The following is a 26694-nucleotide window of genomic DNA, read 5'->3' as shown; positions in this document are numbered from 1 at the left end:
TGTCACGTCGCGAGCGTTATTCGACCGCTCTCCGCGCGGGGCACCGCCGACCCGCCGCCGGCGCCATCCTCGATGTCGGAGGTGGCCATGGCCGCGAAGGATGTGCTCGGAGCGCTCGGTGAGGAGATTGCGGCGACGGCGCTTGCCGAGTCCGGGTACCGCATAGTCGACCGCAACTGGCGGTGTGCGCAGGGCGAGATCGATATCGTGGCGATCGACGGCGACGAAACCGTGTTCGTCGAGGTCAAGACCCGTTCGAGCGTCGCGTTCGGGCATCCGCTCGAGGCGATCACCGCGCAGAAGCTTGCGAGGCTCCGCCGCCTCGCCGCGGCCTGGTGCGAGGACCACCCGGGCAACCACAGCCGCATCCGCATCGATGCCATCGCGATCCTCGCGCCGGCGGGGGCGAGCCCGCAGGTCGAGCACCTCCGGCGGGTGTTCTGATGCCCCTGGGTCGCACCAGCTCGGTGGCGCTGCTCGGGCTCACCGGCGCCCTCGTCGACGTCGAGGCCGACATCTCGAGCAACCTCCCCGCGTTCGTGCTCATCGGGCTTCCGGATGCCGCGCTCAACGAGGCGAAGGACAGGGTGCGGGCGGCGGCGACGAACTCGGGGTGTGGTCTGCCCAACCGCAAGATCACCGTCAACCTCTCCCCGGCGGCGCTGCCCAAGCACGGATCGGGTTTCGACCTCGCCATTGCGCTGGCGACTCTCGCGGCGGCGGGAATCGTCGGAGTGGAGTCGGTGGGCAACGTCGTGCATCTCGGCGAGCTCGGGCTGGACGGTCGCCTTCGACCCATCCCCGGCATCCTCCCGGCCGTGCTCGCGGCGGCGCGCGGGGGTGCGGCGACCGTCATGGTCCCGACCGGAAACGCCGAGGAGGCGAGCCTCGTCCCCGGCGTGCGGGTCGTTGGAGTCGCCTCTCTTCGAGACGCCGCGATCTGGCACGGCGGTGAGTTCGAGCCCGTCGTGGTGGAGCCCATCCTGGCCTCTGCCGCCACTCTCGACCCGGTCGAACAGCTCGATGTCTCGGACATCGTCGGCAACGAGGACGCCATTGAGGCGATGGTCATCGCGGCCGCCGGCGGTCACCACATGTTCCTGCTCGGGCCGCCGGGGGCCGGCAAGACGATGCTCGCCGCTCGCCTTCCCGGGCTGCTTCCCGACCTCGATGCGGCGGCGGCCCTCGAGGTCAGCTGCATCCGCTCGCTCTCCGGACTGCCGGTCGGGGCGACGCTCGTGACTCGTCCGCCGCTGGAGGCTCCCCACCACACGGCGACCGCGGCCTCCCTCGTTGGTGGTGGGTCCGGGGTCATCAGGCCGGGCGCCGCGGCTCGTGCGTCGCACGGCGTGCTCTTTCTCGACGAGTTGGGTGATGGAAAGCACACCTCCTGATCAAAGGAGGCGCAGATGGTTGTCGAGCAAGGAGCGATTGGGGCTAATGCTCGCCCCGGTCGCACGGGCCGGACAGTGATATATCCGGCGTTCGCAAGAACAGGTCCTCAGGAGCCGGCAAGAGGAACGAAGCCCGTTTACCTGTATTTGAGGCTGTCAAAGTATCATCGCGACGGGGCCGACGCGATCGAGCGGCAGCGAATCGATCTTCACCGTAAGCTTCTCGCAGATGGTGGGTGGACCGTCATGGGGGAGTACATCGATAACGACTCTGCGAGTTCATCGGCAGTTCGGAGTCGCAAGGCGTGGCGTCAACTGAACAATGACATTCGGTCAGGATTAGTCAAAGCCGTAGCGTTCTGGAAACTTGATCGCACTAACCGTGTCGCTTCTCGGTGCATCGAGTGGATCGGAGAGTGTCAGCGGTCGGGTGTCTATCTGGTGTCGCATCAGGATTCAGCAGAGGAATTGAATACGGCAACCGCGGGCGCGAAGCTCGTTATGGGGATCAAGGCGCTTCTGGCTGAGGTCGAAACTGATTCGATGAGCGAGAGACAGCTCGCTGCAAAACGACATTTGGCCGAGGCTGGTTTCCATCACGGCGGGACCTCGCCGTTCGGATGGAAGCCGGGCCCCCGCGTAACTGATCACTTGGGACGTTCAGGCGTACGGCTGGTGCCGCACCCGATTGAGTTTCCCGCATTGCGGGATGCTGTGACGATGGTGCTGGCGGGGAAGAGCCTGTCTGCAATCGGGAAATATTGGAAAGACCGCTACGAGATAACGACAGCCTCAGGGGGCTTCGTGTACGAAGCCTCGATCTATCGCTCGTTGGTTTCGCCACGAATGGTCGGATATCGAATGCGGCAGGTTCCGGAGCATCAGCGCGGCATCAAGATCGACCTGCTGAACCACATCGCTCTTGACGCGACCGGCAACCCCGTCGTGTCACAGGAGCCGGTATGTGATCTGGTGACCTGGATGCGAGTTCGGCACTTGCTCGAGCAAGCGAGAACCTCGAACGTGCGCAAGCCTTGGGGATCACATGAATGGCTGCTCACGGGTCTCGCGTTTTGTCAGTGCGGGAATCGACTTTATGGACACAACAAGTCTAGGAGAAACAATCATGGCGAGAGAATTCAGGCATACGCCTACCGATGCATGGCGAATCGGAACCGAGGGCCAGGAAACTGCCCCGGCTCGTGCACGGTGGACGCGGAGAAGGCCGAAGCATTCGTCCTGGGTTGGTTCTTCGCACAGGTAACCGATGAGTCGCTGGCAAATGCCCGCGCACGGCGGCGCGTAGGACGCACGGGATCTGAGGCGGCGACCATACTCGCCGAGTTGGAACAGACAAAGCAGGAACGACAAGCCCTCATCCGTAAGCAGGGATCGGCCGACTATCGCGGGTCGATGGTCACGGTCTTACTCCAGCTGATCGAGGACACGCAGCTCCGAATCGAGGACCTCCAAAGACGACTGGACGTTCTCGCGTTGGAGGAATTTCCAATCAGAGATGGCTCTGGCTTGGTAGCGGCATGGCCCGGCCTGACCATCGGGGAGAAGCGGGGGTATCTGCGTCGACTCATTCACCGCATCGATGCGCTCCCCGGTAATGCGCCGTCGCAAGATCGGCTGACGATCACTCCGGTTGGGTGAGCATCGTGGATTGGTTGGTTGCTTCGATCACGAGCACAATTTCATCGAGAACGTCTTCCGCAACGGGACTGACCGTCTGGCGTGTGAAGCCTGCTGTCCATCCGGAGTTGAATGCGCCACGAGCGCGTGTGCCAATGAACGAAGGCAACGGCTCCGCAGATTCGGGCCCGGCCGACATTATCGACTCCCCGAGTCGTCGGCAATGCCGCGATAGAACTCTTCCTCGGCCTTTCGACGGCGTTCCGCGTCCGCAGCGACGAACTGGACGAAGTCCTCATCTCGGTCGGAAATGTTGCTCTCACCGGTGTCTGGCGGCGTTTCTTCGCCGGGCCAGATGGTTTGCCGGGTCGGGCGGTCGCGGTCGAGTTTGGAGCCGGACGCCGCGACCCAATCGCGGAGGCGTTCGCGGGCTGCGGCGAAGTCGGCATGCCAGCCGATCGGCGCGGATCCGTTCTGTTCGGGGTCGTATGCGCCGAGCCAATGCAGGTGCAGGGCGCTCAGTTCCCAGAGGAGCTCGGGGTGTCGGTGCCAGTACGGCGGGATGATTGCTGCCGGTAGTCCGTAGGTTCGGCGGAGCCAGTTGACCCATCCGTTCAGTTCCAACCATTCGGCTTCCGCGTCTTCTGAGCTCAGAACTCTCCAGTTGATGGGATGGGGCGGCTCGGGCAGGAGGAGCGAGTCTGTCGGGTCGCCGACTTCATTGTCGAGGGATTCTGGTTCGTCCGAGTCGGGGGATTCAAAGAGCGGAACCGAGTCTTCGTCCATGGGGTGCTCCTTCGCGATGGTGTGCGGCGCTGGTGGCGGTCGTCATCGGGTCGAGGGACGATGCGACCGCCACCAGCCGTCGGAATTGCGGTTAGAAGGGAACGTCGACCGAGGCTGCGGGGGTCGGGCTGCTGCTGGTTGAGCCTGTCCCGATGTTGGCGAGTTGGCTTCGTCGAGGCTTCGCCTGGTTGCTGCGATGTGGGGACGGTGCCGGATCCGCTGAGCCCGTGCCGGCGGCCTGCGGCGACGCGCTCACGGCATCGGCTCCGTGCCCCGCTGATCCCTCCACGGTCGGGGTCTTGCGGTTGACGGTGTAGGTGTGGCGGGCGGTGTCGTGGCCGATCTTCTTGGCGACGAATTCTTCGCCGCGCCGGGACTGTCCGTCGACGTCGTAGTCGTATTCGCGGACGTAGCCTTCGGCGACGAAGTTGTCGCCCTTCTGGAATCGTTCGAAGGTGCGTTCGGCGGCTTTCCTGTATTGGACGAGGTCGTGGAAGGTCGACTCCAGCTGGGTGAATGAGCCGTCCTCGTTGCGTTGAAAGTGCTCCTGCCCGATTCGGGCGTGGAATCGGGAGTCACCGTTGCTGGTGGTGGTCAGTTCCGGATCGCCGACGATGAACCCGGAAAGGGACTGTTGTGTGCGGATAGCCATGGGACTTCTCCTTCATGTGAGTGGGCGGCATCGGATCGATGACGTCACTGAGAAGGAGCGACCGCCGCACCGCGGTCAGCCGGCTCGAAGTTGTCCCTCAACCTCGGATCTGTCCGTCTGCAACTGGTGCGCGTCGGGTCGGGCGGTCCAGGGGCGCAGATCGACGACGATGGGCCTGGAGGTGCGGAGCATGACAACGCTGGTGCCGAACGGGAGGGTGCGAAGGATGTCCGGTGGCATCACGGGGACTCGGCGCAGTGAGCGTTGGGACGAGTAGCCACCGTATTGGTCGGTGGACACGGAGTCGGTTTGCTCGTCACGTTCACCGATGAGGGTCGAGAGGTCTTGGAGGTCACGGCTGTTGGAGGCGCCGCCGAGGATGATTTTGACGATGCTGGCGTCCCAGAGGGCGTTGGCGTTGTTGTCGCCCCATTTCTCCCGCGCCTGGGCGAGGGATTGAAGGACCGGCATGGTCGTGATCCCGGTGCCGCCGCCCTCTGCCATCAGAGTCGGCAACGATGGCAGCGGTGCAAGGTTGCCAATTTCGTCAAGCGCCATCAGGACCGGCGGGTCGAGTCGTGCGCCGGGGGAGCGGGCGGCGAGTTTCCGGGCGACTTCGACGAGGTCCTCGATGAACGCGGCGACGAGTGCCGCGGATGCGCCGGCCCCGGCGCCGGTGGCGAGGAGGTAGAGGGTGCCGTGGTGTTGGAGGAAGTCGGTGGGGTCGAATTCCTCGCCGGGGCGTGGGGTGACGGCATCGAGGACACGGGGGTCGGCGAGAGCTTGGAAAGCCAGGCCGACGCCCTGCCAGATGGAGTCGCGGGTCCTCGGGTCGGATTGAATCATCGAGTCGAGGGAGTCCGCCCACCCGTCCGCCGCACTGGGGTGGGTTTGCAGGATGCGGACGGCATCGGATGCTGCTGTGGGGTTCAGCGCCCACTGGTAAAGGGTGCGGGCGTCTCTCCCGTCGAGAGCTGCGGCGTGCAGGAGGGATTGAATCGCTGCCCTCGTTTTGCCTTCCCAAAACGATCCGTTGTCGACCCCGCCGCCACCGAGTCCTGTAGATGCGGCGAGGCCGGTCGCGCGGATCATCGCAGTGAGCGGGTCTTCGCAGCCGCGCACCGGTGACCACCGCAACCCCACCGGGAGTCCTGGGGCGAGCTGTTGCGGGTCGAACACCGCGACCGGTCCCGACCGTGCCCGGGCGTGGAGGGTGGCGGCGAGGTTGTCGGGTCTGGTGCTGGTGGTGATGACGGCGCCGGCGGCGTCGAGGATGGCATTGATGACGATGTGGAGTCCCTTGCCGCTGCGTGGTGGCCCGATGAGGAGGATGGAGTCCTCGACCGTTGCCCATACCTGCCTGCCCCGGGCTGTCCCGAGAAGGTATCCGACTTCTGCCGCCGTGGGGTGCTCGAGGGACGGGCGGAGCGTTCGCGCTCGTTTCACCAGCAGCTTCGGCGATGCGACCTGCGCAACCTCGGCGCTGCTGGCGGTGCCGTCGAGTTTTCGCGGGTCGACTTGCCGCCGGTGGGCGCGGATCTTCGTCACCGCCCAGATCGTCGGCACCAGGATGACGGCCAGGGTCACCGCAACGACACCCCAGTACAGGACCCAGTTCAGGCCCTGCGCGCCGAGCGGAGTCCCGGGGCTCAACGGGTGGGTGAACACTCCGAGGCCGGAACCGATCCCGCCCGTCGGCGCCGGAAGCCCGGTCAGCCAGGCGGTGACAGTGCCCGCCCCGCGGAGAACGAGGGCGAACGCGAAGCCGGCGGCCATTACCCCGATCCCCAGGTTCAACAGATGGTCGTTTGTTGGTCTGACCTGCTGTCCGCTCACGAGTCGTGGTCGCCTCGGACGACGGTGCCGGAGATCATCCCGAACAAGATCATGTCCGTGATCCCCCCTGGAGCTTCGGTGCGGTCGACGACACCGCGCGCTCGACCGTCCACCCGGGCGGAATTCTGACGGAGGATCACTGCAACGCCGACATCCTCGCCGGGGATGAATCCTTCGCCGACCACCTCGAGCAGTTCTGGTGCCGGCGCGACGTCGGGCAGGCTGAGCGGCCGCCCGGGCTGGGGGCGAGCGGGTGAGGCTGGGCGTGGTGGGGAGACGATGTCGGTGTGGCTGGTGCCGTCGACTTCGCGGATGTCGACGTGGATGGGTCCGCCGTGTTGTTCGGCGATGGAGCCGATGACGTGTCCGATCAGGTCGCGGTCGATGGGGCCGGAGAGGAACATCTCGCCGTCCATGGTGGCCGTGATGGTGTTGTCGTCCCCGATGCTGATGATCACCTGCGGGAGCTGGTCAGGGTGCGGGGCCTCGAGCATCGGTCAGCCCACCATTCGTGCGGTGGTATCGAAGGCGGCGAGTTCGTCGGGGTGCAGTTGGTGTTGCACGACGAAGGATCTCTCTTTGATCCGCCACAGCCCTTGCCCGACCCCGAGCCCGGGGAGGAGGTTTCGTTCCGTGCGGGTGAGGTTCAAGGTTTTCGCGGTACTGCCGAGTTGGTCGGCTTCTTGCCGGTAGATGATCCGTGTCTCCGCGTTCGCCAGCAGACTGTTCGCAAGTCCTCGCATGGCAGTACCCGAATCGCCGACGTTGTCGAGGTCGGTGAGTTTGTGGAAGATCAGCATGTTCGCGATCCCCAGATGCCGGGCCAACCGCCACTGGGCGTCCATCCGGCGCAGCAGGGCCGGGAATTGCATCAGCCGCCAGGCCTCGTCGTAGATCACCCACCGCTGCCCACCGGCCGGGTCCAACAGCGCGGATTCCATCCACGCCGAGGAACAGGTCATCAGGACTGAGATCAGGGCTGAGTTCTCGGCGACCCGGGAGAGGTCGAGGGAGATCATCGGCAACGAGGGGTCGAAGGTGACGGTGGAGGGGCCGTCGAACAGTCCGGCGAGATCTCCGGAGACGAGTCGACGCAGTCCGTGTCCGAGCAGGCGCCCGTCTTCGGCGAGCCGGCCATCCTGGTCCTTGTCGGGGCTAAGGATCCGGTCGACGACAATGGGCAGCGCGGGGACTGTGGTGGAGGCGACGGTGGCCAGGAGGGCGATGTCGATTGCGGTGTGCTCCAGCGGTGTCAGTGCCCGTCCGAGGATCGTTTCGGCGAGGGCGCCGATCAGGTCCCGGCGGCGGGAGGCGACTTGGCTGGCCCATTCCTGATCGGAGACGTTGGAGGGACGGTGGCCTTCGTCGAGCGGGTTGAGGCGGTTCATCATTCCGTGGCCGAGGACGATGGCTTTGCCGCCAACGGCTTCGGCGATGGCGGTGTGTTCGCCCTTCGGGTCGCCGGGAACATAGACACGGCGTCCGAACGGGATTGATCGGGTGTAGAGGCTTTTGGCGAGGGACGACTTCCCGGCCCCGACAATCCCTGCCAACACAATGTTCGGGGCGGTGATGACCCCTTGCCGGTATAGCTCCCACGGGTCGTAGACGAACGATCCGGACGAGTAGAGGTCTTGGCCGACGAACACCCCGGCGGAGCCCATGCCGCCTTCGGCCAGGAACGGGTATGCCCCGGCCAGCGCGGCTGAGGTGTCCTGGTGGGTCGGCACCCGGAGCCGGCGGTAAGACCTCAATGCTGCGGGGCCGCTCTCGCCTCCAGCCGGGAGGTAGGTGGTTGCTTGTGCTTCGGCCCGTTCAGCGTCGTATCGTTCCCGCGCCTCAGCCTTGTGGAGGGTGTGGGCGTCGGTGCGGATCTTCTCTGTCGCGCGGGTGCGCGCATTCCTGTCTCGTCGTGTCTCCTTGGCTGGGGTTACCAAGGAGCTGGCGTGCAAGACGGTGGGCTGTTTTGCCACGAATCGTTCCTTCCTCGTCCAGGGCGCGCGGAACCGCGCGCCCTATACGGAAGGTGCGTCAGATGCCCCGCCCGAGCGGCAGGGCTGCCGCGGTGAAGGCTTGCGCCTGTTGTCCGACGAGCCGCCGGGTCTCGCAGGAGGCCTGAATCGCGGCCTGTTCAATCGCTGACACCGCTGCCTCGAGCTCGTTCTCGGACGCAGCCGAGATAGCGATGAGACCGGTGTATCGGAGGAGTCCGTGGCCGGCGGTCAGGTCTGCTTCCTGCTGGAGGACGTCGTCGTATTCGGCGCTTTGGCCGAGGTCTTCGATCTGGCCGATCTTCGCTCGTTGGTGCGCGTCGGAGACGTATCCGGTGCGCTTCTTTCGGATGTCGCGGGCGGCGATGTCGGCACGGATCGGGTCGCAGATCAACGAGAACGACCTCCTGATCCCGCTCGACAACAGAACGGGGGCAAGGAACCCGGGGTAGACGAGGCTGCGAGGCCATTCGCTGATCCACAGCACCGTATGGAACGCTGAGTCTGACCGCAACTGATCCCACGACTCCTCGACCGCGACGGGTCCGGCATCGGCGAGGGCCCGGCCGACATTCTCGGTACGGTCCAGGGTGCTGGCGATGGCGGGGTCGTATGCGCAGCGCAGGACCGACGCGAGCTGATCGGGTGTGTACCAGTCGGTGGGTTTCAAATCCGCTGTGCGAAGGGCGGTGCTGAGCGTGGTCATGTCTTGTCGGAGCACCTGCGCGGCACCTTTCACCCCACCACCGGCTGAGCGGATCGCGCGGGCGGCGGCCCGCATGTCCAGGGACAGGCTGATGGTCGAGACATGTCGTTCTCCTGCGGGTCCAGCCCGTTCGATGAGTTCCCGGTACGTGGTCGCCACCCAGGATCCGTCGTCGTGACCGTGTTCCGCCCACCATTGGGCAAGGCCGGTCCCGGAGTCGGGGAGGGTGCGCTCGAGGATCTGGAGGCGGGCGATGCGTCCGGAACGGCATGTGGTGGACAGCACTCGTCCCCAGGCGCTCACGCGGCGTTCCTGCTCGGTCGGGTCCAACAGAATGAACGACGGATGCCCGACCTCAAGCAGTGCGGTGAGGGTTTGCGTGTGCGGGTCATGGACCATCACCGCCCCGGTCTCCGGGTCCTCGAACTGGCGCAGGGACGCCGCATCCCCGGGCAGTGCGAGGGTCCCGGCAGGGCGAGGTTTCACGATCCGTCTCCGGTACGAGGTCTGCTTCGCTGCGGTTCGGATGCGCCAGTGACCGGCGATGGGAACCCATTCGATCGCCTTCCGCCCGGCCACCGGCAACCAGGTCGCGGCGACCGCGATCACCCAGATCGGAGACACCCAGAGCAGACCCACGCTACCGGCGAAGTACAGGGCGCCGATGATGGTCACCGCCGCGATCGCCGCGGTGATGAGCTGGGGGAGGGACAAGCCGAGGAGAGTCCCGCGGTGGGCGAGACGGGAGAACTTCACCGGACGCAACTCGAACTCAGGGCTCATGTCGGCCATCAGTTCGCGCCCCCGGTCGGCTTTGCCGACGGTGGCGGTGCCGTCGGCCGGGCAGCGCTAGAGCTGGACGCTGTTCCGGTTGTGGCCGGTGGAGAGCTGGGCTGTTGACTGGCAGTGAGGTGCTGGTCGGCGGCGCCGCCGAGTGCGGCGCCGGCTTTCGGGCCTGCGGTCGCGGCGGCCTTGACCACCTGCGCGCCGATCACGACGGCGGCCGCGGGACCGGCCGCGGCAGCCCCAGCTCCCGCTGCGGCAGCCCCCGAACCGCTCGCACCAGCGGCGCCCGCCCCAGCGCCGCTCGCTCCAGCGCCGGTGGCCGCGCCAGCTTCTCCTGCTCCCGCCCCGGTCGCCGTGCCGCCAGACGCAGCCGTGGGCGGGGGAGCGTTCCCGGCTCCTGCGCTGCTGGTGTTTCCGCCTCCGCTGTCGAGCACCGATTTCGCGGCGCCCCCTGCCTGCTTGCCGGGCACGGGGACGGGCCGGTTGAGGGCTTGTTTGGCTTCCTGCTCTGTGGACATCGCATGGTAGATGTCGAAGCCCATGAAGGACACGAACTTGTAGGCCATGTAGGGGGCGAACGCGGCAACGAACATCAGGACGATGCCAGCGATGGGGTCAGAAATCGAGGCGAGGTCGAAGTTGATCGGCGCGTTCAGCTGGTTGATGGCGACGAGGAACACGACCACGATGACCAGTTTGGAGACGATCAGCGCGACGACGAACGCCGCCCATTTTCCTACCCACCCTTTCGTGGCATCCCACACGGACCCGGATAGGGCGATCGGGGCGAGGACAATGCCGACGAGGAGGAGTGCCTTGCGGACGAGGAGGGAGAACCAGACGATCGCGGCGGCGGCGATGGCGAGGAACGACAGGAAGATGGTGATGATCGCCCCGACCCCGGGGCTGGCGATGTTGATTGTGGTCAGTCCGATGGCGAGAGCTCCGATCTTCGCCCCCATCTCATCCAGTGTTGTCCCGGTTGCCTGGACGATGCCGACGCAGAGCTGGTCGACGACCTGCAGCAGCGTCGCGGTGAGGGTGATGACCAGGAAAGAGCCGAGCACCGATTTCGCCAGCCCGAGGGCAGCGCGGGTCAGGGCGCTGGGGTCTCGGCGGATGAGGCCGGTGATCAGTTGCAGGCAGAAGAAGATCAGCATGATGAAGATCGCGATGCCGAAGAGGACGTTGTAGACCTTCAGGTAGTTGTCGCTGGTGACGTCCACCAGCGTGGTGGTGTCGAACACTGACCACACGCCTTGGAACATCCATTGGGCTGCGTTCCCGGCGGCTTGGGCGAGCCAGTCGAAGGGTGCCTCGACCAGGGTGCCGGCGGCCTGCCCGGCGGTCTGGCAGACGGTCGCGATGACGGGGATGTCACAGACTCCACTCACAACATGCTCCTATTCCGATGGGGGCTAGACGCCCTGGCCGACGTTCCAGAAGAAGTTGATGAAGGTTACCGCCCCGCCGCACAGCGCCGCGGCGCCGCAGGCGACGAGGACGCCGGTCTTGCCGCGGCCGGCAAGGTGCGGGTTGGAGGAGTGTGCGCCGAACCCCCACACGATCGCCGCGACAAGGAGCGCGAGGACGGAGAGGATGAGGCCGACGGTCATGATCGCGCCGACGATTGTGCGCAGCGCCTCGATTCCGGGAAGGCCGGTGTCGTTCGGGGGAACGCTGATGTCCGCAGGGAGGACACCGATGATCGTGGCCGTGGTGTGGATGAGGTCGATGACAGGCATGGTCGCTGGCTCCCAGATGTGCGTGCCCGCGCGGAAAGGGGTGGCGGGGTTCACTGCGAGGTGCGCGAGCGCGCCCGCGGGGCCGAAGGAGCGGGTTAGAGGGTGCTGCCGATGTGGAGGAGGAAGTTCATCCACGCCACCCCGGCCCCGGCCAGGGCTGCTGCGCCGACGGCGACCAGAACACCGGTGCGGGCTTTGGCGACAGTGTTGTAGTTGCCGTGTGCTGCTGCGATCGCCCAGGCGACCGCCGAGATGATGAGCATCAGGCATGCCACGATCAGGGTGATTGTCAGCAGCGCGCCGATGATCGTAATGAGGGTCGACTGACCGCCCACGGCTCCAATGTTTGGATACACGCCGGCTGTCGCCATTGATGGGTTTCCTTCACGGGTGGCATGAGGCATGTTCGTGAGGTGCGAGTGCCAGACCTCTCAGGGGGAAAGGGGGGCGGTGCCGGCGCTGCGGATGTCGATGTGCTGGTGGTTGCAGGTGTCGGGGAACTGGCCGATGTGGTCGAGCTGCACGGCGTCGCCGGCAGAGGTGCGGCACTCCGACTGTCCGGCCCAGGACCCGTCCGGCAGAATCGTGTCCAGATAGTGCAGCAGCGCAACGTCCGCCGAGTTCGATCCGTTCAGGGCCTGCCCGCCGACGCTGGTGAAGTCCACCGCGAGATCCGGTGTGCTGCAGTGCGGGGACGAGGGACAGTCGAGGGTGCTGCCGACGCAGGGTCTTCCCAGGTCGCTGATTCCGACGGAGCCGAACTTGTTCAACGTCAGCACGATCATCTGAAGCACCCGGGTGTCGATCCGACATTTGGTGGTCACCGTGCCGTTGGCGGTCGGCTCGATCTCCTGGGTGAACATCTCCGGTGCGAGGGTTTTGAAGGTGCCGTTCGCGTGAGCGTCCACCAGGGTCTGCGCCAGTTGCTGGGCGTCGCCCGACACCGAACACCCGCCGCCCGATGCCGCGTCCGTCGCGTCCGTCGCGGCTGTCGCGGTTGTCCCGGTGAGGGCCGCGAGGATGGTTCTGGCGACCGGTTCGTAGGATGCGTACCGGTCGGGGAACGCCGAAACTTCGACCGCCTGAGCCGCCGCACCCAACGAGAGGGACTTCCAGTTCGGGACGTCGAGCAGCCCGCGTGGGGAACCGTGGTTGGGACCGGTGGGGCCGCCGTAGAACGCGGCCGCCTGATAGGTAGCGTCCATCAGTTGCGCGACTGACCCCCACCCCGCGGCGGGACGCATCTGGAACAAACCCAACGAATCGTGATCGGATCCGTCACCGTCATGTGGATAGTCGGCGGATTCGGGGTAGGCGGTGGTGTTGGCAAGCATCCGCAGGTTCGACTCGGTGAGAGCGGCCATCAAGGCGATCAACAGGCCGGTGGTCCCCACGCCCGAGGTGTGGCTGCCGACGGTGATGATCGTCGCGGCCCGGTCGAGCTGAGTCTGATCGAGCGTCATAGCAGCCCCGCCAGTCGTGGTCGCAGTCAGGCTCGCGGGGATGCTGCCGCTGAGCGTGATAGTCGATGTGGCACAGAGCTCCGTGTTGACAAGTGCCGGGTTCACCAGAACCCCGACCCCGATCATCGTCAACGCCGGTCCGAAGAGAACGGCCGTCGCCGTGATGATCCCGAGGACCACCTTCATCATCGCAAGTACCCCTACTTCAGCGGGGTGTTCAGCCCGGAAAGCCGCAAGATGTGGCAGCGCGGGAACGTCGGCTGGCAGGCGACAAACACGGTGAACGACACGGCGTCCGCCGTGGTTGCGGGTGACCCGTACCAGCTCCCGCTGCGGTGACGGACAGCCTCGATGGTTACTGCGGTGGTTCCCGGCCGGATCGTAGAGGGTTCCGCGGAGGCCACCTCGTTCGCCCAGGCGGCGGGAATGTAGGAGCGGGTGATCGTCAGCCTCTCGGCGGTCTTGTACAGGCGAAGCTGTTGCCACTGCGTGGTGGTCGGCAGATACACCGCCAGATCGTTGACCAGCCCTGAGGTCTCGATGCCTGCGGGGTCGGCGTCTTCGCTGACGATCGACTGATAGTCGTCCGGGGTGAACCCCGACAGGGTGTCCCACACGAACAAGGCGCGCGCGACCGCGTCAGAGTACGCGAGGGGATCGTCGGTGTGCGGCAGCGGCGGCAGAGTCGGCGCGGACGTCGATGGGTCGGCGGATGCGGCCCCGGTTGCCGGCGATTGACTCGATTTCGAGATGGCGGGTCCGCGGGAGAATCCGTACAGGCCGACCGTCGCCACAGCGGCAACGATCAGACCCGTGGCGATGAGAGCGACGAGTAGGCGGCGACGGATCGGTTTCACTGGAACTCCCGGCAGTTGGCGGACGACGTTGACCACAGGTGTGTCGTCTCAACCGAACCGGGAGGACTCCACGGTTAGGCGCTGTCTTTCGCCGTGGAGGCGGCCGTATCACGGAACGCTTGTGCTTGGTCGACCCAGTCGTTGAACTGTTCCCATTGCGCTGGCGTGAGCGCGGCACCGATCTCTGCCGGGTCGTAGTGCAACCACCAATAGTCCGTCTCGGAGATGGTCATCACGAACGCCCGTACCCCGTACGGGCGAACATCCACCGGTACCTGACGCCCCTCAGGGGTCGTCGGCGAGGATGGCGGCTTCTTCGACCGTGCCGCTTTGGCCCGGGCGAGTGCTTCCCTCGCCGCCGATGCCAGCTCGGCGGGTTTCTCGACCGCGTGCAAATGACGTAGCGCCCTGCCCGCCTCCTGACGCACGTCGCGGGACTCTGTCGCATCGGCGGCCAGATGGCCAAGTTCTGTCGTGGCTACCGCTGCTTCCACCGTGAGGAAATGGCCGTGGACCTTCCCTTCGGTGTCCATCGCCGCCAGCTCACGAACCGCCACCCCTCGGAGTTCCAACGGTGTGGCAGGGTCGTCCGCGAGTCTTTGCACTCCGGCAACATGTTCAAGAGTGCGATACGAACCCGCACCAATCGCTCGGGCCGCCTGGACGCGTGATTCGCCGTGCGGTCCCGGAAAATTTCCGGAACCAGCAAACTCGCCATCTTTCCCTCCAGAAGCGAACTGGGTGATCTGTTTCCGTCGTGCCGCATCCTCTTGGTAGAGATGCTTGAGTTCCGTGTAAAGCCGGGCGGCTTCTGTGGGCGTGAAGGGCTTCCGCATGGTGTTCTCGTGCTGTTCGGCCAGGGCACGTTCCAGGTCGGTGGAGATCCCGGACCGCACCCACACGTTGATCGTCTTCCACCCGAGCTTGCGAACAGCGGCGTAGCGGCGTGCGCCGCAGATCAGTGTCCCGTCCGGACTGATCGTGATCGGCTGCAGCAGTCCGAGCCGCCCAATGGATTCGCATAGTTCATCTAGGTCGCCGAAATCACGACGGAACCGCAGCCCGACCCGGATGGAATCGACGGCGCGGGCAAGTTCTATATGTCCGTCGCTCATTCCAACCACCCGCTTCCGGTGGCTTCCACAACGTCCAACACGAGCGCATCGTCGGTGAGGAGAACCTCTGCCGTTTCACCCGAGACGACGCGCAGAAGGATGCCGCGTTGGGACGGAACCCCGGGACGGGTCTTCCCGCCAAGGAGGAGCCGCACCAGCTTCGTCCACGAGGACCGCGGAATGTCCAGTTGCGCCGGGATCGAGGCATCCCTCCGCAGCGACTCGAACGCGGTATCCCGGTTCCCGGCGCTGGCGAGCCGGTCAGTGACATATTCGACCCCGGCTTGCGCCACATCCGCAGGCCACCCCAGGGCGCTGAGGAACCGCACCGCTTCTGCGATTCCCGATTCGTCCGGATGTTCGCCAGCTTCTTCGGATACGGGCGCGGCGCGGAGGATGTCGAAGACGAACTCTTCGTGTTCTCCCGCGCGCACTGGCGGCTCCTTGGCAAGTTTCTGCGGGTGCCGGGCCCGTTCGGTGGAGATCATGTGGCGGTCGGCGCGGGTTTCCGCCTTCAACGTTCGACTGACGGCGGTCGTGACGATCGCCCACGGATCATCCGCGCGGCGGGTGTTAGAGGCGATCATTGCCAAGAACGCAGCATGGGCCGCGTCGGCTTCGTCCCGATGCCATTTCAACGCCAGCCGTCGATACTTTTGCACGGCGAAGAGCAGCAGTTCTCTGGCTTCCGGATCGTTCCGCCATGCGCCCGGTCCTGCTTCGTGCAGCCGGTTCAGGACAGCACGAAGTCCCTCCGCACTAGCGAAGCTCGGCACGGACGGATGTTCTGCGTTGGATGTGGATCCCATAACAGTTCGACCTCCTTCGATAACGAGGGAGGAGCGCACCCCGCACCACGGGTCAAGCAGGGTACGTAAGAACGGTTGAAGCTAGCGACCCACCGCGTCAGGTGACGCCGCAGAGTGAGCACCACGACCGAACGCGGACACCGGCGCCAGCCTGCCGACGCGATCTGAGACCGTCGGGTTCGAGTCGCAGAACTGCGCACGGGTCCATGCATGGGCGCGCCCATGCAGATCAAGGCCTTGCGCGACCACCGATGTGCTGACTCGGTGGGCGAGCTCCGTTGGACGCACCCACTCGATACCCCGCCGCCCACCGTTCAAGATGCCAGCCTCGGCAAGCGAGGGGTCGCGATGGTGCGCCAACTCCCACCGCGGCTTCGTGTGCGCGGTAGAGTCCGATCCGGTTTGTTGACCCAGATACTTCGCCGGGTCGTATCGAACGTCATAAGCGGCCATGACAAGTCCTCCTTTGATTCGTGTTAGTCCTGCCCGATCGGACTCCCGCCTTCTCGGGCAACCTTTTCCCCAAGGGCGGGGACAAGCTCATTGACGGTCGTGCTTCCGAGCGGAGCGGAAGGGCTGTTTACCCACCGTCCGACCGTGGACGGATGCACTCCCAGATGTTTTGCGATGCGCCGGTTCGACCAACCCTCGCCCTGCAACCGTGCTGCTTCCGCAGGTCCGGGCGCGGGACCGGACATCTTCGATAACGTCGCGTGGCCGCGACGCATGGCGGTTGCCTTACGCGGTTCACCCGACACATCGGGGGGACTGGCCTCGACCCGGACCGGCGGGTCGTCCTTAACCGGGTTGCGGGACCAGCGAATCAACTCGACCGTCAGATGCGTCGTTGCCAACAACACCAACGGAGGTACCGCGGCAACGCACGCGGCGACGATCGGAGGGACGGAGGAGTCTGCCGTGACCAGCGCATGGGTCGCGTTTGCTGTCACCGACACTCCTGTCGCAGCAAGCAATAGCAGCCATGGATACCGGGTTGCTACAAGTCCGTGCTGATGTAACGCGACCACGGCGACCGTCGCGACGACGATCACGCCGTCGACGATCAACGGCCAAACCCATGCCTCGCTTGCGTCAAGGCCGGCACGATGCGCAAGGTCCGCGAGAGCTGCAAAACTCAGCCGGAATGCACCAGCTGCGATGAACACGTTGCCGACCACCCCAACCCCGACAACCTTCCGACTCGACCGCGAATCCGGGTTGGCCGTCGCTACGGGGACGGGAGTCGAATTCTCTGCGGGCATGGTTACATCCCCACAGAGATTTCGACCGCCGCCCCAGCACGCGGACTTCGGAAGTCACGGACCTCTGCACCCACGGCTGGACGAGGATCCACTCGCATGACGGTCTCGACTCTGGTCGCAATCGTTCGTTCGAGGCCCGGTGGTGTCCCATCGCCCAACAATGGTTCGGGAAGCTGGTCGAGAATCACCAGCGCCGTCCTCCGTACCCTTTCTCCGGTCGCGCGGACCACGGCCGACGGCTCCATTCCCGCGACCGACGAAGACCACGACGCCACGTACGGGACCGAGTACCCGTCCGTGTCCATCCCGAACGACGCGGCGACCATCAGAGCGACGGACTCGGGCTCAACGTCCCCGATACCCCGGTGCGAGGGCCGGCCGGTATCGTCGGGAGTGTGCATCAGCACGTGGCCCAACTCGTGTGCCAGAGTCTTCACCATCTCGGCATCGTCCATATCGGCTCGAACCGCGACAATGCGGGTGCAAAAATTGGTGACGCCGTTCGCGCCGCCGACCATCCCAGCATCCGACACAGTGGACACCGCGAAGCCCGCCGCCTCAACAAGCACTGCCAGCCGATACCAGAGCCCGGCTGGCGCCTGCCCTGTCAATAGCTGCGGACGGGGGCGTTCAGGAATCGGCTCACCCTTAGTCTGGGAGACGTCCCACACATACGCTGGCTTGACACCAATCAGCCTTGACCGCACAACTTCACCAGCGCGTGGCTTCTCAGAGCGTGCCAGCGTCTGCCACGAACCGGCCTCTGACGGGGTTGCGGACGCGAACCGCGCCGTCACCGGAGCCGGGATCATGTATCCGGCTTGGCCTTTCGTCACCGCATGATCGAGTTGCTTCCACCGGTGGAATCCCGCGACGTACGTTGGGAATGGCTCGGGCACCCGACCGTTCTCGAACGCCTTTAGATGCTGAGCCTGGATCAGGAGCGTGTTTCCAAAGGATCTCGACCGAAAACGTGCAGCGAAGGTCATCGTGTGTATCCAATCCGACCCTGTAACAAGGCCATCAACCGCATCAGCAAGATTTGCCTGCATCGCGACCAGGCTGCCTGCCCTAGTGGTGTAGACGCCACCTGCCCTGCTTCCTGACATCGCGCAACGTTCTCCCCGGCCCGACCCTTTTGGCGACCAGTTCCCGATCACAAGGTGAATCCGCCGTTCCCAGAAATGTGCGAGCACAACAACACTCGCCCTTTCGGGAATCTACGAAAATCTCCGGGCCGATATCCGGTCTCCAGCGAATCCGCCTGCGGCCGCGCCTCGTCGTGCCGACCTCCCCAGGGGCTTGAGGTGCGGACCAACTGACGTTTCATTTTTCCCCTTGCTGTTGTCGTAGAAAGATCCCGCGACGGTTCCTCCCGTGGGCGCTGAGCGACGCGCCCGCGGGAGGCGTCGTCGGTCATGGTGGCGGTGGACTTGAGGTCAGCCTCCTTTTTCAAGGGTGCATTTGTACCGGCGCGCTCCAATACGAAGACCACAGCGCTCAGGCCGAACAGATCATGCCGGCCCCTATCCCCGCACGCTCATTCGTTTTGAACCGCCGATTGTTCGGTGTGGATCCCGTTGTGATGGACGAGGTCAAGCTCGTACGACGAGCGGCCGCTGTTTAGAATCCAGACCCGAACCCCAGTCTGACGGACGTCAACGGCAATTAGTCGGCGCATCAAATGTTGCGCGGGGCGGGGCCGACACTCGCGCGAAGTATGAGCTTTGCTTCAAACGGAGGCGAACCTGATGAGTGATGGGTCGGTGCTATCTGGCCCATAGCGAGCTGCGCAGCTCGGCGACCCATGTCATAGTCAGGCTGCGCTACGACCGTAAGCGGGGGCACGGTGAATCTTGCCCAAGATAGATTGTCGAACATCGCCAGAGACACATCACCCGGCACTCTTAGCCCTCGCTCTCGAACAACCTCGAGCATCGTCTCCGCGACTTGACTATCTGACGCCACGAGAGCGGTCGGCGGATCCGTGTGGTCCAGCACCTCTGCGAATGCCTTCGCGATGTGTTCGGATGTTCGATTTGGGAAGCGGACAAGGTCAACAGGCGCCGCGACATTGGCCTCGTCGAAGGCGTCGAAAAGACCTTCAATCTTGTCGGAGATGATCGAGGCGGGCAGGGCCAAGTTGCGTTCATAATGCGTCGTTGGCTGAGCAAGCGTCGACACAAAAGCGACTCGACGATGGCCGCGCTTTAGGAGTTCTCGTGCGAGTTCCGCGCTAGCGCTACGCATGTCGGCTTCCACAACGGGAGCGTCGAGACCGGGTACTCGCCGCTCCCAGAGAACCAAAGGCACTCCATGTTCGCGGGCTCGGCGCAGATGTCTTGCGTCTTGGTTATCCGCCGCAGACACGATGAGACCGTCAACCTGTTTGCCAAGGAAGAGGTCGATTGCTGAGCGTTCTTCCGCTACGTCGAATCCCGACCCGGCGAACAGCACAGTCTTGCCGCTCTCGCGGGCGGCATCAACGATGCCTTGGAACGCCACCGACCAGACGGGGTTGGTGATACCGCGGGCCACAATCCCAAGAGATCCCGATTTGCCTGTATTCATTGTTTGGGCTGCGGCGTTTGGGCGATAGCCCAACTCATCGGCCGCGGCGAGTACTCGCTGCTTTGTTTTCTGGCTGATGCGGCCGTAGTCGCCCAGCGCTCGGGTCGCCGTCGCCTTCGACACTCCCGCATGGAGCGCAACATCGGCTGCCGTAGGCGGCCTTCCGGGCACGGTATCGGTCACGTCAGCTCCAAGAATCCGAGGCATTAACTTGCGCTGGGCGCACTCGAACTATACAGTCGAACCCAGTTGCGAGTCCGGACTCACACTCTATTGCGAGTCCGGACCCATACTGTCCCACATGCACCGCCAAACCACACCCATCTCATCGCCGAGTTTGAAAGAAGACGACACATGCGGTCACGTTTCATCACAATCCCCCTTGCTCTAGTCGTAACTGGAGCATTCGCTCTGACTGGCTGTAGCGCACAGCCCTCCAAGTCTTCCTCGAGCGGTTCGCAGACCGGTGCGCCAACGCCAGCAGCACTCACTGACATTCCCACGAAGGTCATCTCGACGAAGATCGACCCTAAGCTGGCCGCGAAGCTTCCCTCGGGCTTCGGAGACACACTCACCGTCGCCATCGACCTGAGCAGCCCACCGGCTCGACTCGTCGACAAGGACGGGAAGCCGGCCGGATTCGACGCTGACTTCACAAACCTGCTGGCCGAGAAGCTCGGCCTGAAGGCCAAGATCGTTAACGTGCCGCTGGCGCAGATCGTCCCGGGGCTTGCGGCTAAGCGATACGACTTGTCGATCAACAATCTGTCGCGCAATCCAGAGCGAGAGGCGCAGCTCGACATGGTCGAGTACATGCAAGGTAGCGCCGGCATCGCAATACCCGCCGCCAACCCGAAGAAGGTGAACGGGAAGCCAGAGAGCCTGTGCGGATTGAAACTGGCAGTGCTCTCGGGCTCCTATCAGGAGACAACTCAAATCCCGCAGATCAACACCGCGTGTGCGGCAGCAGGCAAGCCCGCTGCAACCCCGACGGCGTATGGAACCAACAACGAAGCGATCTTGGCGCTCGGATCCAAACGGCAAGATGCCTGGATCGGCAACGGGACTGTTTCCGCCTACGCCGCGGCTCAGAACCCTCAGGTGTTCAAGTCGCTCACTCTCACCGACTCGTGGAGCCATGACAACATCGGACTGCCCAAGGGATCCGCGCTGACCGACGTGGTCGCTGAGGCATTTCAGTCACTAATGGACGACGGTTCCTACGAGCAGGTGCTGGAGAAGTGGGGCATCCCGAAGTACGCGCTCGACAAGACCAGCCTCACCCAGACGACCGTCGTGCAGCAGGACTAGCTCATGCCGTCCTCCACAAAGGAACGCCCCGTGAGTACCCTCTTTTCGCACGGGTCGACCAAGTCGTTCGTGCCGCGACAGCAGTACGTCTTCTATGTACTCGTCACCATTGTTGCGATCCTGCTGATTCTCAGCCTGGTCACGAATGCGAACTACCAGTGGGCCACTGTCGCCCAGTACCTGTTGGCTCCGTCGATTTTGCAGGGCCTGCTCGTTACCCTCTGGATCACGTTGGTCTGTATGGTCATCGCGGTCGTACTCGGTCTGATCTTGGCCTTCATGGGCCTCGCTCAGAGCGCGTACGTCCGCGGTGCGGCTGAGGTGTACATCGTGTTCTTCCGAGGCACGCCCCTCCTGGTGCAGCTGATCTTCTGGTACAACATTTCCGCCCTCTACCCGAACTTCGGCATCGGCATCCCGTTCGGACCGCAATTCCTTGATATCGACCTGAACCAGGTCATCACCCCGATTGGCGCGGCGATCATGGGTCTCGCGTTGAACGAAGCCGCCTACATGGCTGAGATCTTCCGAGGGGGCCTGAACGGGCTGCCGAAAGGTCAAATCGAAGCGGCCGATGCACTCGGACTCAGCGGGTGGACGAAGGTGCGGCGGGTTGTTCTCCCGCAACTTCTTCCGGTGGTCGTCCCACCGACGTGGAACCAGATGATCGGCATGCTCAAGAACACCTCGCTGATCAGCGTCATTGGTGCAAGCGAACTGCTCTACAGCGCCCAGGCGATCTACGCCCGCACTTATCAAACCATCCCTCTGCTGATCGTTGTGAGCCTGTGGTATCTAGCAATCTCGATCATATTGACGATCGTGCAGAGGAGAATCGAGAAGGCGGTCAAGCGATGACGCAGCCGAATGACGGAACCGTATCCCTTGACAAGGTCGTGAAACGCTTCGGCACTAACACGGTCCTGGATGGTGTCAGCCTGGACATCACGAAGGGCGAAGTCGTCGCGATCATCGGCCCCAGCGGCTCGGGGAAATCGACTCTCCTGCGCTGCATAAACGGTCTCGAAAAGATCGACGGCGGATCAATCCTCGTCAATGGCGAGGAGATCGGACGCCGACCCACCCCAAACGGCCGGCACCCCTACGCGGAACTGAAACCCCAGGAGCTCGCCCGCCAGCGTGCACACATCGGCATGGTGTTCCAATCATTCAACCTGTTCCCCTCCATGACCGTCCTGGAGAACGTCACTCTCGCGCCGCGCACCGTTCTAGGTCTCTCGGCTGAGAAGGCCCGAGCAAGCGCGCTGGAACACCTAGGCGCAGTCGCTATGGCGGACTTCGCTGACCGATACCCGAGGACGCTATCTGGTGGGCAGCAACAACGTGTCGCGATCGCTCGGGCTCTCGCGATGGAGCCGAGCGTCATGCTCTTCGACGAACCGACCAGCGCACTAGATCCTGAGCTCGTGGGTGAAGTGATTCGGGTGCTGAAAGACCTCGCGACCCGAGGGTTCACGATGATCGTCGTCACTCACGAGATGGGCTTCGCTCGAGATGTCTGCGACCGCGTCATCTTCATGGAAGGTGGCGAGATCGTCGAGTCCGGCGCCGCTCGGGGCGTTTTCACCTCACCAATCAACGTCCGCACCCAGCAGTTCCTGCAGAGAGTTCTTGAGCGATGAAGTCCGTTGATTGGGTCGTCATCGGCCTCGGCAGTGTCGGCTCCCAGATCATCCGGCACCTAGCGGAAAAGAACGCCGGAACTGTTCTTGGCATCGAGCAGTTCAGCCCGGCCTACACCCGCACTGCAGTGGGGGGTGACACCCGCCTGTTCCGCTACGCCCTACCTGAGGGGCCGCAGTACCACCGGATCATCTCTGAGTCGCTCGATCAGTGGAACGCACTGAACGAGCGAACGGGACGCGCAATCTACGAGCAAACCGGATGCCTTTACATCGGCAGCGAAGAGAACTCCTACATACAAGGCCTCCTCAGCAGCACCACAAAGACCGGTGCAGCCGCCGAACGCCTCAGCGATACCGATGCACGTCGCTATCCCCAGCACCGCCTGATCGATGACGACATCATCATCTACGACCCACTGGGCGGCTTCATTCGCACCGACTCGGCCGTGCAGTCTTCTGTTGCTCTCGCCGTCGAGGCAGGGGCGGAAGTCATCAAGCACGACCCGGTACAAAGGATCACGCGATCGCGATCTGGTGGATACACAGTGACGACCGCCACATCGGTGTTCGCCGCGGGAGACGTCATCATCGCCGCCGGAAGCTGGAGCGGAACGCTGCTCTCGCCCGAACTGCGCGTATTTACCGAACCGCGTAGAACCGCGCTGATGTGGTTCGGTCTGTCTGACCCGGACGCTTATACGCCTGACCGGTTCCCCGTGTTTAAGCGGGTCACCGAAGGCATCGACATCTACGGAGCACCGGCCACGGACGGCGCCATGATCAAGATCGCCCTGTCCGAAGCGCGGGCGACCGCCTCGCCTGATGATGTCCGGCAGTCCCTCGACGCGGACGAGCTGTACCGAGTCACCAGAGCTGTCGCAGAGGGGTTCACCACCGTCATCCCTGACGTCGTGCGCTCCGATGCTTTCCCGGAGCTCTACACCGCTGACTACCAACCTCTGATCGGACGTGACCCCGGAACTGGTGCCTACCTCGCGACAGGGTTCTCCGGAAAAGGTTTCAAAATGTCTTCCGGCGTCGGAAAGCTGGTCGCCGACGCCATCACCGGTTCAGGTGACGACGGCGTGCGATTCGCAGATCCAGCTCGATTCTTCGTCGACTAGGTCGCCGTTCTAAACCGCTACCGCCCGAGAATCTCGTGTGCGCATCCAGGCGCCGACGTCGAATTCTCTAGCCTGACTCACCACCCCAACAAGGAGAAAAAATGGAACGCCAAATCGTCCGCACAGCCAGCCGTTACGAGGTCAGCGAGAGCTTCGTACGTGCGCTCGCTATCGACGACTTGATCCTCGTGTCGAACACTTCTGGCCGCGACTATGACAAGCAGGAGATGTCCAGCACCGTCGAAGGCCAGACCAACCAGGCCCTCGACAACATCTCACGCTCGCTCGAGGCTCTCGGTTCTTCGCTCGAGGATGTCGTGCGTCGTGTCGTCACGATCCCGGACCCGGCCAACGCCGTCGAGGTCATGCGCATCGTCGGTGAGCGCTTTACCAACGCAAACGCGACTAACACGGTGATCTGCAGCCCCCTTGGCGGGCCGGAGTACCACGTCGAGATCGAGGTCACTGCCTACCGGGGAATCCGGGACGCAGACACCACGACCGTCCAGATCTAATCGAGCACAATTCCACCTCCTGCGCGGCGCCCCAGCCCACCGACCGGCTGCGACGGACCCACAAACCCGATTAGCGGCCCATCGTCGATACGGGGCGCCGCGCGAGCTCCGAAACCAGCTATGACAATCCTTGCAGTGAGCGACGACTCTCCCCCCGTCCGGATCGAGCACGACTCTCTTGGGTCGCAGGAAGTTCCGGCTGACGCCTACTGGGGAATTCACACCGCCCGAGCACTTATCAACTTCCCAATTTCTCGGCGCACGATCAGTGATTATCCTGACCTGATACGTGCTCTTGCTCGGGTCAAGCAGGCTTCTGCCCGCGCAAACGCCAAACTCGGTGTCCTCGACTCGATTAAGGCTCAGACCATCGATGACGTTTGCGAACGGATCGTGGCTGGAAAGTTCCATGATCAGTTCGTTGTGGGTGTCATACAGGGCGGAGCCGGCACCAGTACGAACATGAACACCAATGAGGTGATCGCGAATGCCGGCCTCGAACAGATGAACAGGCCCCGAGGCGACTACACAGCGTTGCACCCCATCGATGACGTCAACCGAAGCCAATCGACCAATGACGTTTACCCCACAGCGATCAAGCTCGCCATGATCTGGAGCGTCCAACGGCTCCGAGCAGAACACGCCCAACTTGCTGCCGCCTTTGAAATAAAAGGCCGGGAGTTCGCGAGGGTTCTCAAGATTGGGCGCACCCAACTCCAAGACGCAGTCCCGATGACACTCGGCCAGGAGTTCAGCGGATTCGCGACCACACTCCGCGAGGACTATGACCGGTTGGGAGAGGTACTTGCCTGGCTTTCCGAAGTCAATCTCGGAGCAACCGCGATCGGTACCGGCATCACCGCAGACCCGCGCTACGCCGAAGCGGTCCGAGGCGAGCTTGAAGATCTCACAGGCGTCAGGATCGTCACCGCACAAGATCTCGTCGAAGCCACCTCAGACGTCGGTGTGTTCATGACCCTCTCAGGAACGCTCAAACGTGCGGCTGTGAAATTGTCGAAGATTTGCAACGACCTCCGGCTGCTCTCGTCTGGCCCTCAGGCTGGTTTCGCTGAGATCTTTCTCCCGGCCCGCCAGGCCGGGTCCAGCATCATGCCTGGCAAGGTGAATCCGGTCATCCCGGAAGTCGTCAACCAGGTCGCGTTCAGCGTCATCGGCGCCGACGCCACGGTGACTGCCGCAGCTGAAGCCGGCCAACTCCAACTCAACGCCTTCGAACCCGTCATCGCACACAGCATCCTCCAATCGCTCGACTGGATGACGAATGCCTGCCAGACGCTGCGTGTCAACTGCATCGACGGCGTCCAAGCAAATCTTGATCATCTCTCTGCACAGGTCGCATCGAGCGTCGGAGTAGTCACGGCACTCACCCCGTACATCGGCTACAGCGCGTCCGCCGCTCTGGCTCACACCGCGCTTACATCGAATGCCTCAATCGCCGAGCTCGTGGTCAACAACGGTCTGATGACGGCTGAGCAAGTTGCAACGCTGCTCTCGCCCGAACGGCTAAGCGGCTTCGTGCCAAGCGAGACCTCAGAGACAGCAAATCGCATTCAGCGATCGGTGACCTAGACGTGTCGGATACGCAGGCGAAGCTATGAATCCGGAGACGCAATGACACCGAACATCCATGAGGTGGGTAAGAGGCGAAGCATTTCACCGGCTCTTTCGCGGTCTTGGCTGCTGGTGAATGGCGCCAGGCCCGAGACTTTTGGCCCAGCAGCAGCCTCGCCTGCCGATCAGATACTTCTTGACATAGAGGACGCAGTCGACCCAGCGCGCAAAAATGATGCCCGCCAATCAGTCGTGGAATGGTTCCGAAGCGGCGGTACCGGTTGGGTCCGCATCAATGACCGCAGCACCAAATACTGGGCAGATGACGTCGCCGCACTCGTCGGTCTACCCGGCATCGATGGCGTCATGCTTGCAAAGACTGAGTCGGCTGCACACGTCACCGAAACCTTCGACCGCATGCACGGACAGTCCCCTGTGATCGCGCTGATTGAGTCCGCCCTGGGCATTGAAGAAGCAGTCAGTATGGCTAAAGCACGCGGCACATTCCGGCTCGCATTCGGGAGTGGCGACTACCGCCGCGACACCGGCACCGCTGCCGACAACCTGGCGATGGCATACCCTCGCTCTCGGCTCGTCATCGCAAGCCGAGTCGGCAATCTCCCCGGACCCATAGACGGACCGACCATCGGAACAAGCCACCCCACGTTGCGAGAGCAAAGTAACGTCGCCGTCGCCCTCGGGATGACCGGCCGACTGTGCCTCAACATTGACCAGCTGGCGATCGTTAACGAGGCGCTGGCACCTACACCCTCGGACATCGCCTGGGCGCAGGATTTCCTTTCCTTGTTTGAAGCGGGGGGTCGTGAGATCCGGGATGGCAGCGACCTGCCCCGCCTTCGGCGGGCTGAAGAGATCCAGAGACTTGCTCGCGCATTCGGGATGGAGCCGGAGTGA

Annotated in this window: 25 protein-coding genes and 1 pseudogene; 10 read left to right on the top strand and 16 right to left on the bottom strand. The window is 63.8% G+C overall.

Annotated features, from left to right (window positions below; genetic code table 11):
- The first annotated feature begins 87 nt into the window (after positions 1–87).
- The 3 genes and pseudogenes from FVP33_RS11785 (at position 88) to FVP33_RS11775 (ending at position 3053) form a co-directional block, all read left to right on the top strand.
- On the top strand, positions 88–444 hold the full coding sequence (locus FVP33_RS11785) for a YraN family protein (protein ID WP_147783861.1): 357 nt from the start codon (positions 88–90) through the stop codon (positions 442–444).
- Positions 444–1367: pseudogene (locus FVP33_RS11780) on the top strand (YifB family Mg chelatase-like AAA ATPase); the annotation flags it as partial. The gene FVP33_RS11785 and the pseudogene FVP33_RS11780, both read left to right, overlap by 1 nt.
- A gap of 42 nt (positions 1368–1409) precedes the next feature.
- Positions 1410–3053 (top strand): recombinase family protein, encoded by a 1644-nt coding sequence (locus tag FVP33_RS11775; protein ID WP_147783859.1) that lies wholly within the window; start codon positions 1410–1412, stop codon positions 3051–3053.
- A gap of 177 nt (positions 3054–3230) precedes the next feature.
- Here the strand turns inward: FVP33_RS11775 and FVP33_RS11770 are convergent, their stop codons facing one another.
- The 16 genes from FVP33_RS11770 to FVP33_RS11695 all read right to left on the bottom strand — a co-directional run bounded on the left by FVP33_RS11770 (position 3231) and on the right by FVP33_RS11695 (position 19794).
- A complete protein-coding gene (locus FVP33_RS11770) occupies positions 3231–3818 on the bottom strand; it encodes a hypothetical protein (RefSeq protein WP_147783858.1) in 588 nt (195 codons plus the stop codon).
- A 91-nt stretch (positions 3819–3909) separates the two neighbouring features.
- Entirely contained in the window at positions 3910–4470 is a 561-nt protein-coding gene (locus FVP33_RS20165; protein WP_147783857.1) for a single-stranded DNA-binding protein, read from the bottom strand.
- 75 nt (positions 4471–4545) lie between these two features.
- On the bottom strand, positions 4546–6246 hold the full coding sequence (locus FVP33_RS11760) for a type IV secretory system conjugative DNA transfer family protein (RefSeq protein ID WP_147783856.1): 1701 nt from the start codon (positions 6244–6246) through the stop codon (positions 4546–4548).
- Between the two features lie 56 nt (positions 6247–6302).
- Positions 6303–6800: a hypothetical protein gene (locus tag FVP33_RS11755; protein WP_147783855.1), complete on the bottom strand. Its 498-nt coding sequence runs from the start codon at positions 6798–6800 to the stop codon at positions 6303–6305.
- Between the two features lie 3 nt (positions 6801–6803).
- Positions 6804–8279, bottom strand: coding sequence for an ATP-binding protein (locus FVP33_RS11750; RefSeq protein WP_147783854.1), 1476 nt, complete (start codon positions 8277–8279; stop codon positions 6804–6806).
- A gap of 58 nt (positions 8280–8337) precedes the next feature.
- Positions 8338–9786, bottom strand: a complete 1449-nt coding sequence (locus tag FVP33_RS11745; RefSeq protein ID WP_246142312.1) for an SCO6880 family protein — start codon at positions 9784–9786, stop codon at positions 8338–8340.
- An 8-nt stretch (positions 9787–9794) separates the two neighbouring features.
- Positions 9795–11183 (bottom strand): TrbL/VirB6 family protein, encoded by a 1389-nt coding sequence (locus FVP33_RS11740; RefSeq protein WP_147783852.1) that lies wholly within the window; start codon positions 11181–11183, stop codon positions 9795–9797.
- 24 nt (positions 11184–11207) lie between these two features.
- Complete coding sequence (locus FVP33_RS11735; RefSeq protein ID WP_147783851.1) at positions 11208–11534, bottom strand: DUF6112 family protein; 327 nt, start codon at positions 11532–11534, stop codon at positions 11208–11210.
- 95 nt (positions 11535–11629) lie between these two features.
- Complete coding sequence (locus tag FVP33_RS11730) at positions 11630–11905, bottom strand: DUF6112 family protein (protein WP_147783850.1); 276 nt, start codon at positions 11903–11905, stop codon at positions 11630–11632.
- Positions 11906–11965: 60 nt separating this feature from the next.
- Positions 11966–13186: a hypothetical protein gene (locus FVP33_RS20160; protein ID WP_147783849.1), complete on the bottom strand. Its 1221-nt coding sequence runs from the start codon at positions 13184–13186 to the stop codon at positions 11966–11968.
- A gap of 11 nt (positions 13187–13197) precedes the next feature.
- Complete coding sequence (locus FVP33_RS11720; protein ID WP_222706707.1) at positions 13198–13791, bottom strand: hypothetical protein; 594 nt, start codon at positions 13789–13791, stop codon at positions 13198–13200.
- Positions 13792–13928: 137 nt separating this feature from the next.
- The gene (locus FVP33_RS11715) at positions 13929–14969 is read right to left on the bottom strand and encodes a ParB N-terminal domain-containing protein (RefSeq protein ID WP_147783847.1); all 1041 of its coding nucleotides are present in this window, start codon (positions 14967–14969) and stop codon (positions 13929–13931) included.
- Entirely contained in the window at positions 14966–15778 is an 813-nt protein-coding gene (locus FVP33_RS11710; RefSeq protein WP_147783846.1) for a hypothetical protein, read from the bottom strand. The genes FVP33_RS11715 and FVP33_RS11710 overlap by 4 nt, the downstream gene beginning before the upstream one ends.
- Before the next feature lie 476 nt (positions 15779–16254).
- Positions 16255–16956 carry a DUF2637 domain-containing protein gene (locus FVP33_RS11705; RefSeq protein ID WP_246142311.1) on the bottom strand — a complete coding sequence of 234 codons (702 nt, stop codon included), beginning with the start codon at positions 16954–16956 and terminating at the stop codon, positions 16255–16257.
- Between the two features lie 86 nt (positions 16957–17042).
- Positions 17043–18029: an ImmA/IrrE family metallo-endopeptidase gene (locus FVP33_RS11700; protein WP_147783844.1), complete on the bottom strand. Its 987-nt coding sequence runs from the start codon at positions 18027–18029 to the stop codon at positions 17043–17045.
- A 691-nt stretch (positions 18030–18720) separates the two neighbouring features.
- Positions 18721–19794 (bottom strand): LacI family DNA-binding transcriptional regulator, encoded by a 1074-nt coding sequence (locus FVP33_RS11695; protein ID WP_187270692.1) that lies wholly within the window; start codon positions 19792–19794, stop codon positions 18721–18723.
- 171 nt (positions 19795–19965) lie between these two features.
- Between FVP33_RS11695 and FVP33_RS11690 the strand changes: the two genes are divergently transcribed.
- The 7 genes from FVP33_RS11690 to FVP33_RS11660 all read left to right on the top strand — a co-directional run bounded on the left by FVP33_RS11690 (position 19966) and on the right by FVP33_RS11660 (position 26694).
- Positions 19966–20922: a transporter substrate-binding domain-containing protein gene (locus FVP33_RS11690; RefSeq protein WP_147783842.1), complete on the top strand. Its 957-nt coding sequence runs from the start codon at positions 19966–19968 to the stop codon at positions 20920–20922.
- A gap of 30 nt (positions 20923–20952) precedes the next feature.
- On the top strand, positions 20953–21780 hold the full coding sequence (locus FVP33_RS11685) for an amino acid ABC transporter permease (protein WP_187270691.1): 828 nt from the start codon (positions 20953–20955) through the stop codon (positions 21778–21780).
- A complete protein-coding gene (locus FVP33_RS11680; protein ID WP_147783840.1) occupies positions 21777–22565 on the top strand; it encodes an amino acid ABC transporter ATP-binding protein in 789 nt (262 codons plus the stop codon). The genes FVP33_RS11685 and FVP33_RS11680 overlap by 4 nt, the downstream gene beginning before the upstream one ends.
- Entirely contained in the window at positions 22562–23692 is a 1131-nt protein-coding gene (locus FVP33_RS11675) for an FAD-dependent oxidoreductase (protein ID WP_147783839.1), read from the top strand. The genes FVP33_RS11680 and FVP33_RS11675 overlap by 4 nt, the downstream gene beginning before the upstream one ends.
- 101 nt (positions 23693–23793) lie before the next feature.
- Positions 23794–24207 carry a Rid family hydrolase gene (locus tag FVP33_RS11670; RefSeq protein WP_147783838.1) on the top strand — a complete coding sequence of 138 codons (414 nt, stop codon included), beginning with the start codon at positions 23794–23796 and terminating at the stop codon, positions 24205–24207.
- A 135-nt stretch (positions 24208–24342) separates the two neighbouring features.
- The gene (locus FVP33_RS11665) at positions 24343–25797 is read left to right on the top strand and encodes an aspartate ammonia-lyase (RefSeq protein WP_425460946.1); all 1455 of its coding nucleotides are present in this window, start codon (positions 24343–24345) and stop codon (positions 25795–25797) included.
- Positions 25798–25839: 42 nt separating this feature from the next.
- Positions 25840–26694 (top strand): HpcH/HpaI aldolase/citrate lyase family protein, encoded by an 855-nt coding sequence (locus FVP33_RS11660; protein ID WP_147783836.1) that lies wholly within the window; start codon positions 25840–25842, stop codon positions 26692–26694.

It is taken from the genome of Lacisediminihabitans profunda (assembly GCF_008040105.1).
In the GTDB taxonomy this organism is placed as follows: domain Bacteria; phylum Actinomycetota; class Actinomycetes; order Actinomycetales; family Microbacteriaceae; genus Lacisediminihabitans; species Lacisediminihabitans profunda.
The sequence above is the reverse complement of the archived record's forward strand: the minus strand, read 5'-3'. Positions and strand labels throughout refer to the sequence as shown.

What these genes read in the sequence shown, in the direction of transcription:
- FVP33_RS11675 (WP_147783839.1), top strand. Translation starts at nt 22,562, where the DNA reads ATGAAGTCCGTTGATTGGGTCGTCATCGGCCTCGGCAGTGTCGGCTCC.
- FVP33_RS11755 (WP_147783855.1), bottom strand. Translation starts at nt 6,800, where the DNA reads ATGCTCGAGGCCCCGCACCCTGACCAGCTCCCGCAGGTGATCATCAGC.
- FVP33_RS11680 (WP_147783840.1), top strand. Translation starts at nt 21,777, where the DNA reads ATGACGCAGCCGAATGACGGAACCGTATCCCTTGACAAGGTCGTGAAA.
- FVP33_RS11745 (WP_246142312.1), bottom strand. Translation starts at nt 9,786, where the DNA reads ATGAGCCCTGAGTTCGAGTTGCGTCCGGTGAAGTTCTCCCGTCTCGCC.
- FVP33_RS11735 (WP_147783851.1), bottom strand. Translation starts at nt 11,534, where the DNA reads ATGCCTGTCATCGACCTCATCCACACCACGGCCACGATCATCGGTGTC.
- FVP33_RS11660 (WP_147783836.1), top strand. Translation starts at nt 25,840, where the DNA reads ATGACACCGAACATCCATGAGGTGGGTAAGAGGCGAAGCATTTCACCG.
- FVP33_RS11715 (WP_147783847.1), bottom strand. Translation starts at nt 14,969, where the DNA reads ATGAGCGACGGACATATAGAACTTGCCCGCGCCGTCGATTCCATCCGG.
- FVP33_RS11690 (WP_147783842.1), top strand. Translation starts at nt 19,966, where the DNA reads ATGCGGTCACGTTTCATCACAATCCCCCTTGCTCTAGTCGTAACTGGA.
- FVP33_RS20160 (WP_147783849.1), bottom strand. Translation starts at nt 13,186, where the DNA reads ATGATGAAGGTGGTCCTCGGGATCATCACGGCGACGGCCGTTCTCTTC.
- FVP33_RS11770 (WP_147783858.1), bottom strand. Translation starts at nt 3,818, where the DNA reads ATGGACGAAGACTCGGTTCCGCTCTTTGAATCCCCCGACTCGGACGAA.
- FVP33_RS20165 (WP_147783857.1), bottom strand. Translation starts at nt 4,470, where the DNA reads ATGGCTATCCGCACACAACAGTCCCTTTCCGGGTTCATCGTCGGCGAT.
- FVP33_RS11775 (WP_147783859.1), top strand. Translation starts at nt 1,410, where the DNA reads ATGGTTGTCGAGCAAGGAGCGATTGGGGCTAATGCTCGCCCCGGTCGC.
- FVP33_RS11700 (WP_147783844.1), bottom strand. Translation starts at nt 18,029, where the DNA reads ATGACCTTCGCTGCACGTTTTCGGTCGAGATCCTTTGGAAACACGCTC.
- FVP33_RS11785 (WP_147783861.1), top strand. Translation starts at nt 88, where the DNA reads ATGGCCGCGAAGGATGTGCTCGGAGCGCTCGGTGAGGAGATTGCGGCG.
- FVP33_RS11760 (WP_147783856.1), bottom strand. Translation starts at nt 6,246, where the DNA reads ATGGCCGCCGGCTTCGCGTTCGCCCTCGTTCTCCGCGGGGCGGGCACT.
- FVP33_RS11710 (WP_147783846.1), bottom strand. Translation starts at nt 15,778, where the DNA reads ATGGGATCCACATCCAACGCAGAACATCCGTCCGTGCCGAGCTTCGCT.
- FVP33_RS11730 (WP_147783850.1), bottom strand. Translation starts at nt 11,905, where the DNA reads ATGGCGACAGCCGGCGTGTATCCAAACATTGGAGCCGTGGGCGGTCAG.
- FVP33_RS11670 (WP_147783838.1), top strand. Translation starts at nt 23,794, where the DNA reads ATGGAACGCCAAATCGTCCGCACAGCCAGCCGTTACGAGGTCAGCGAG.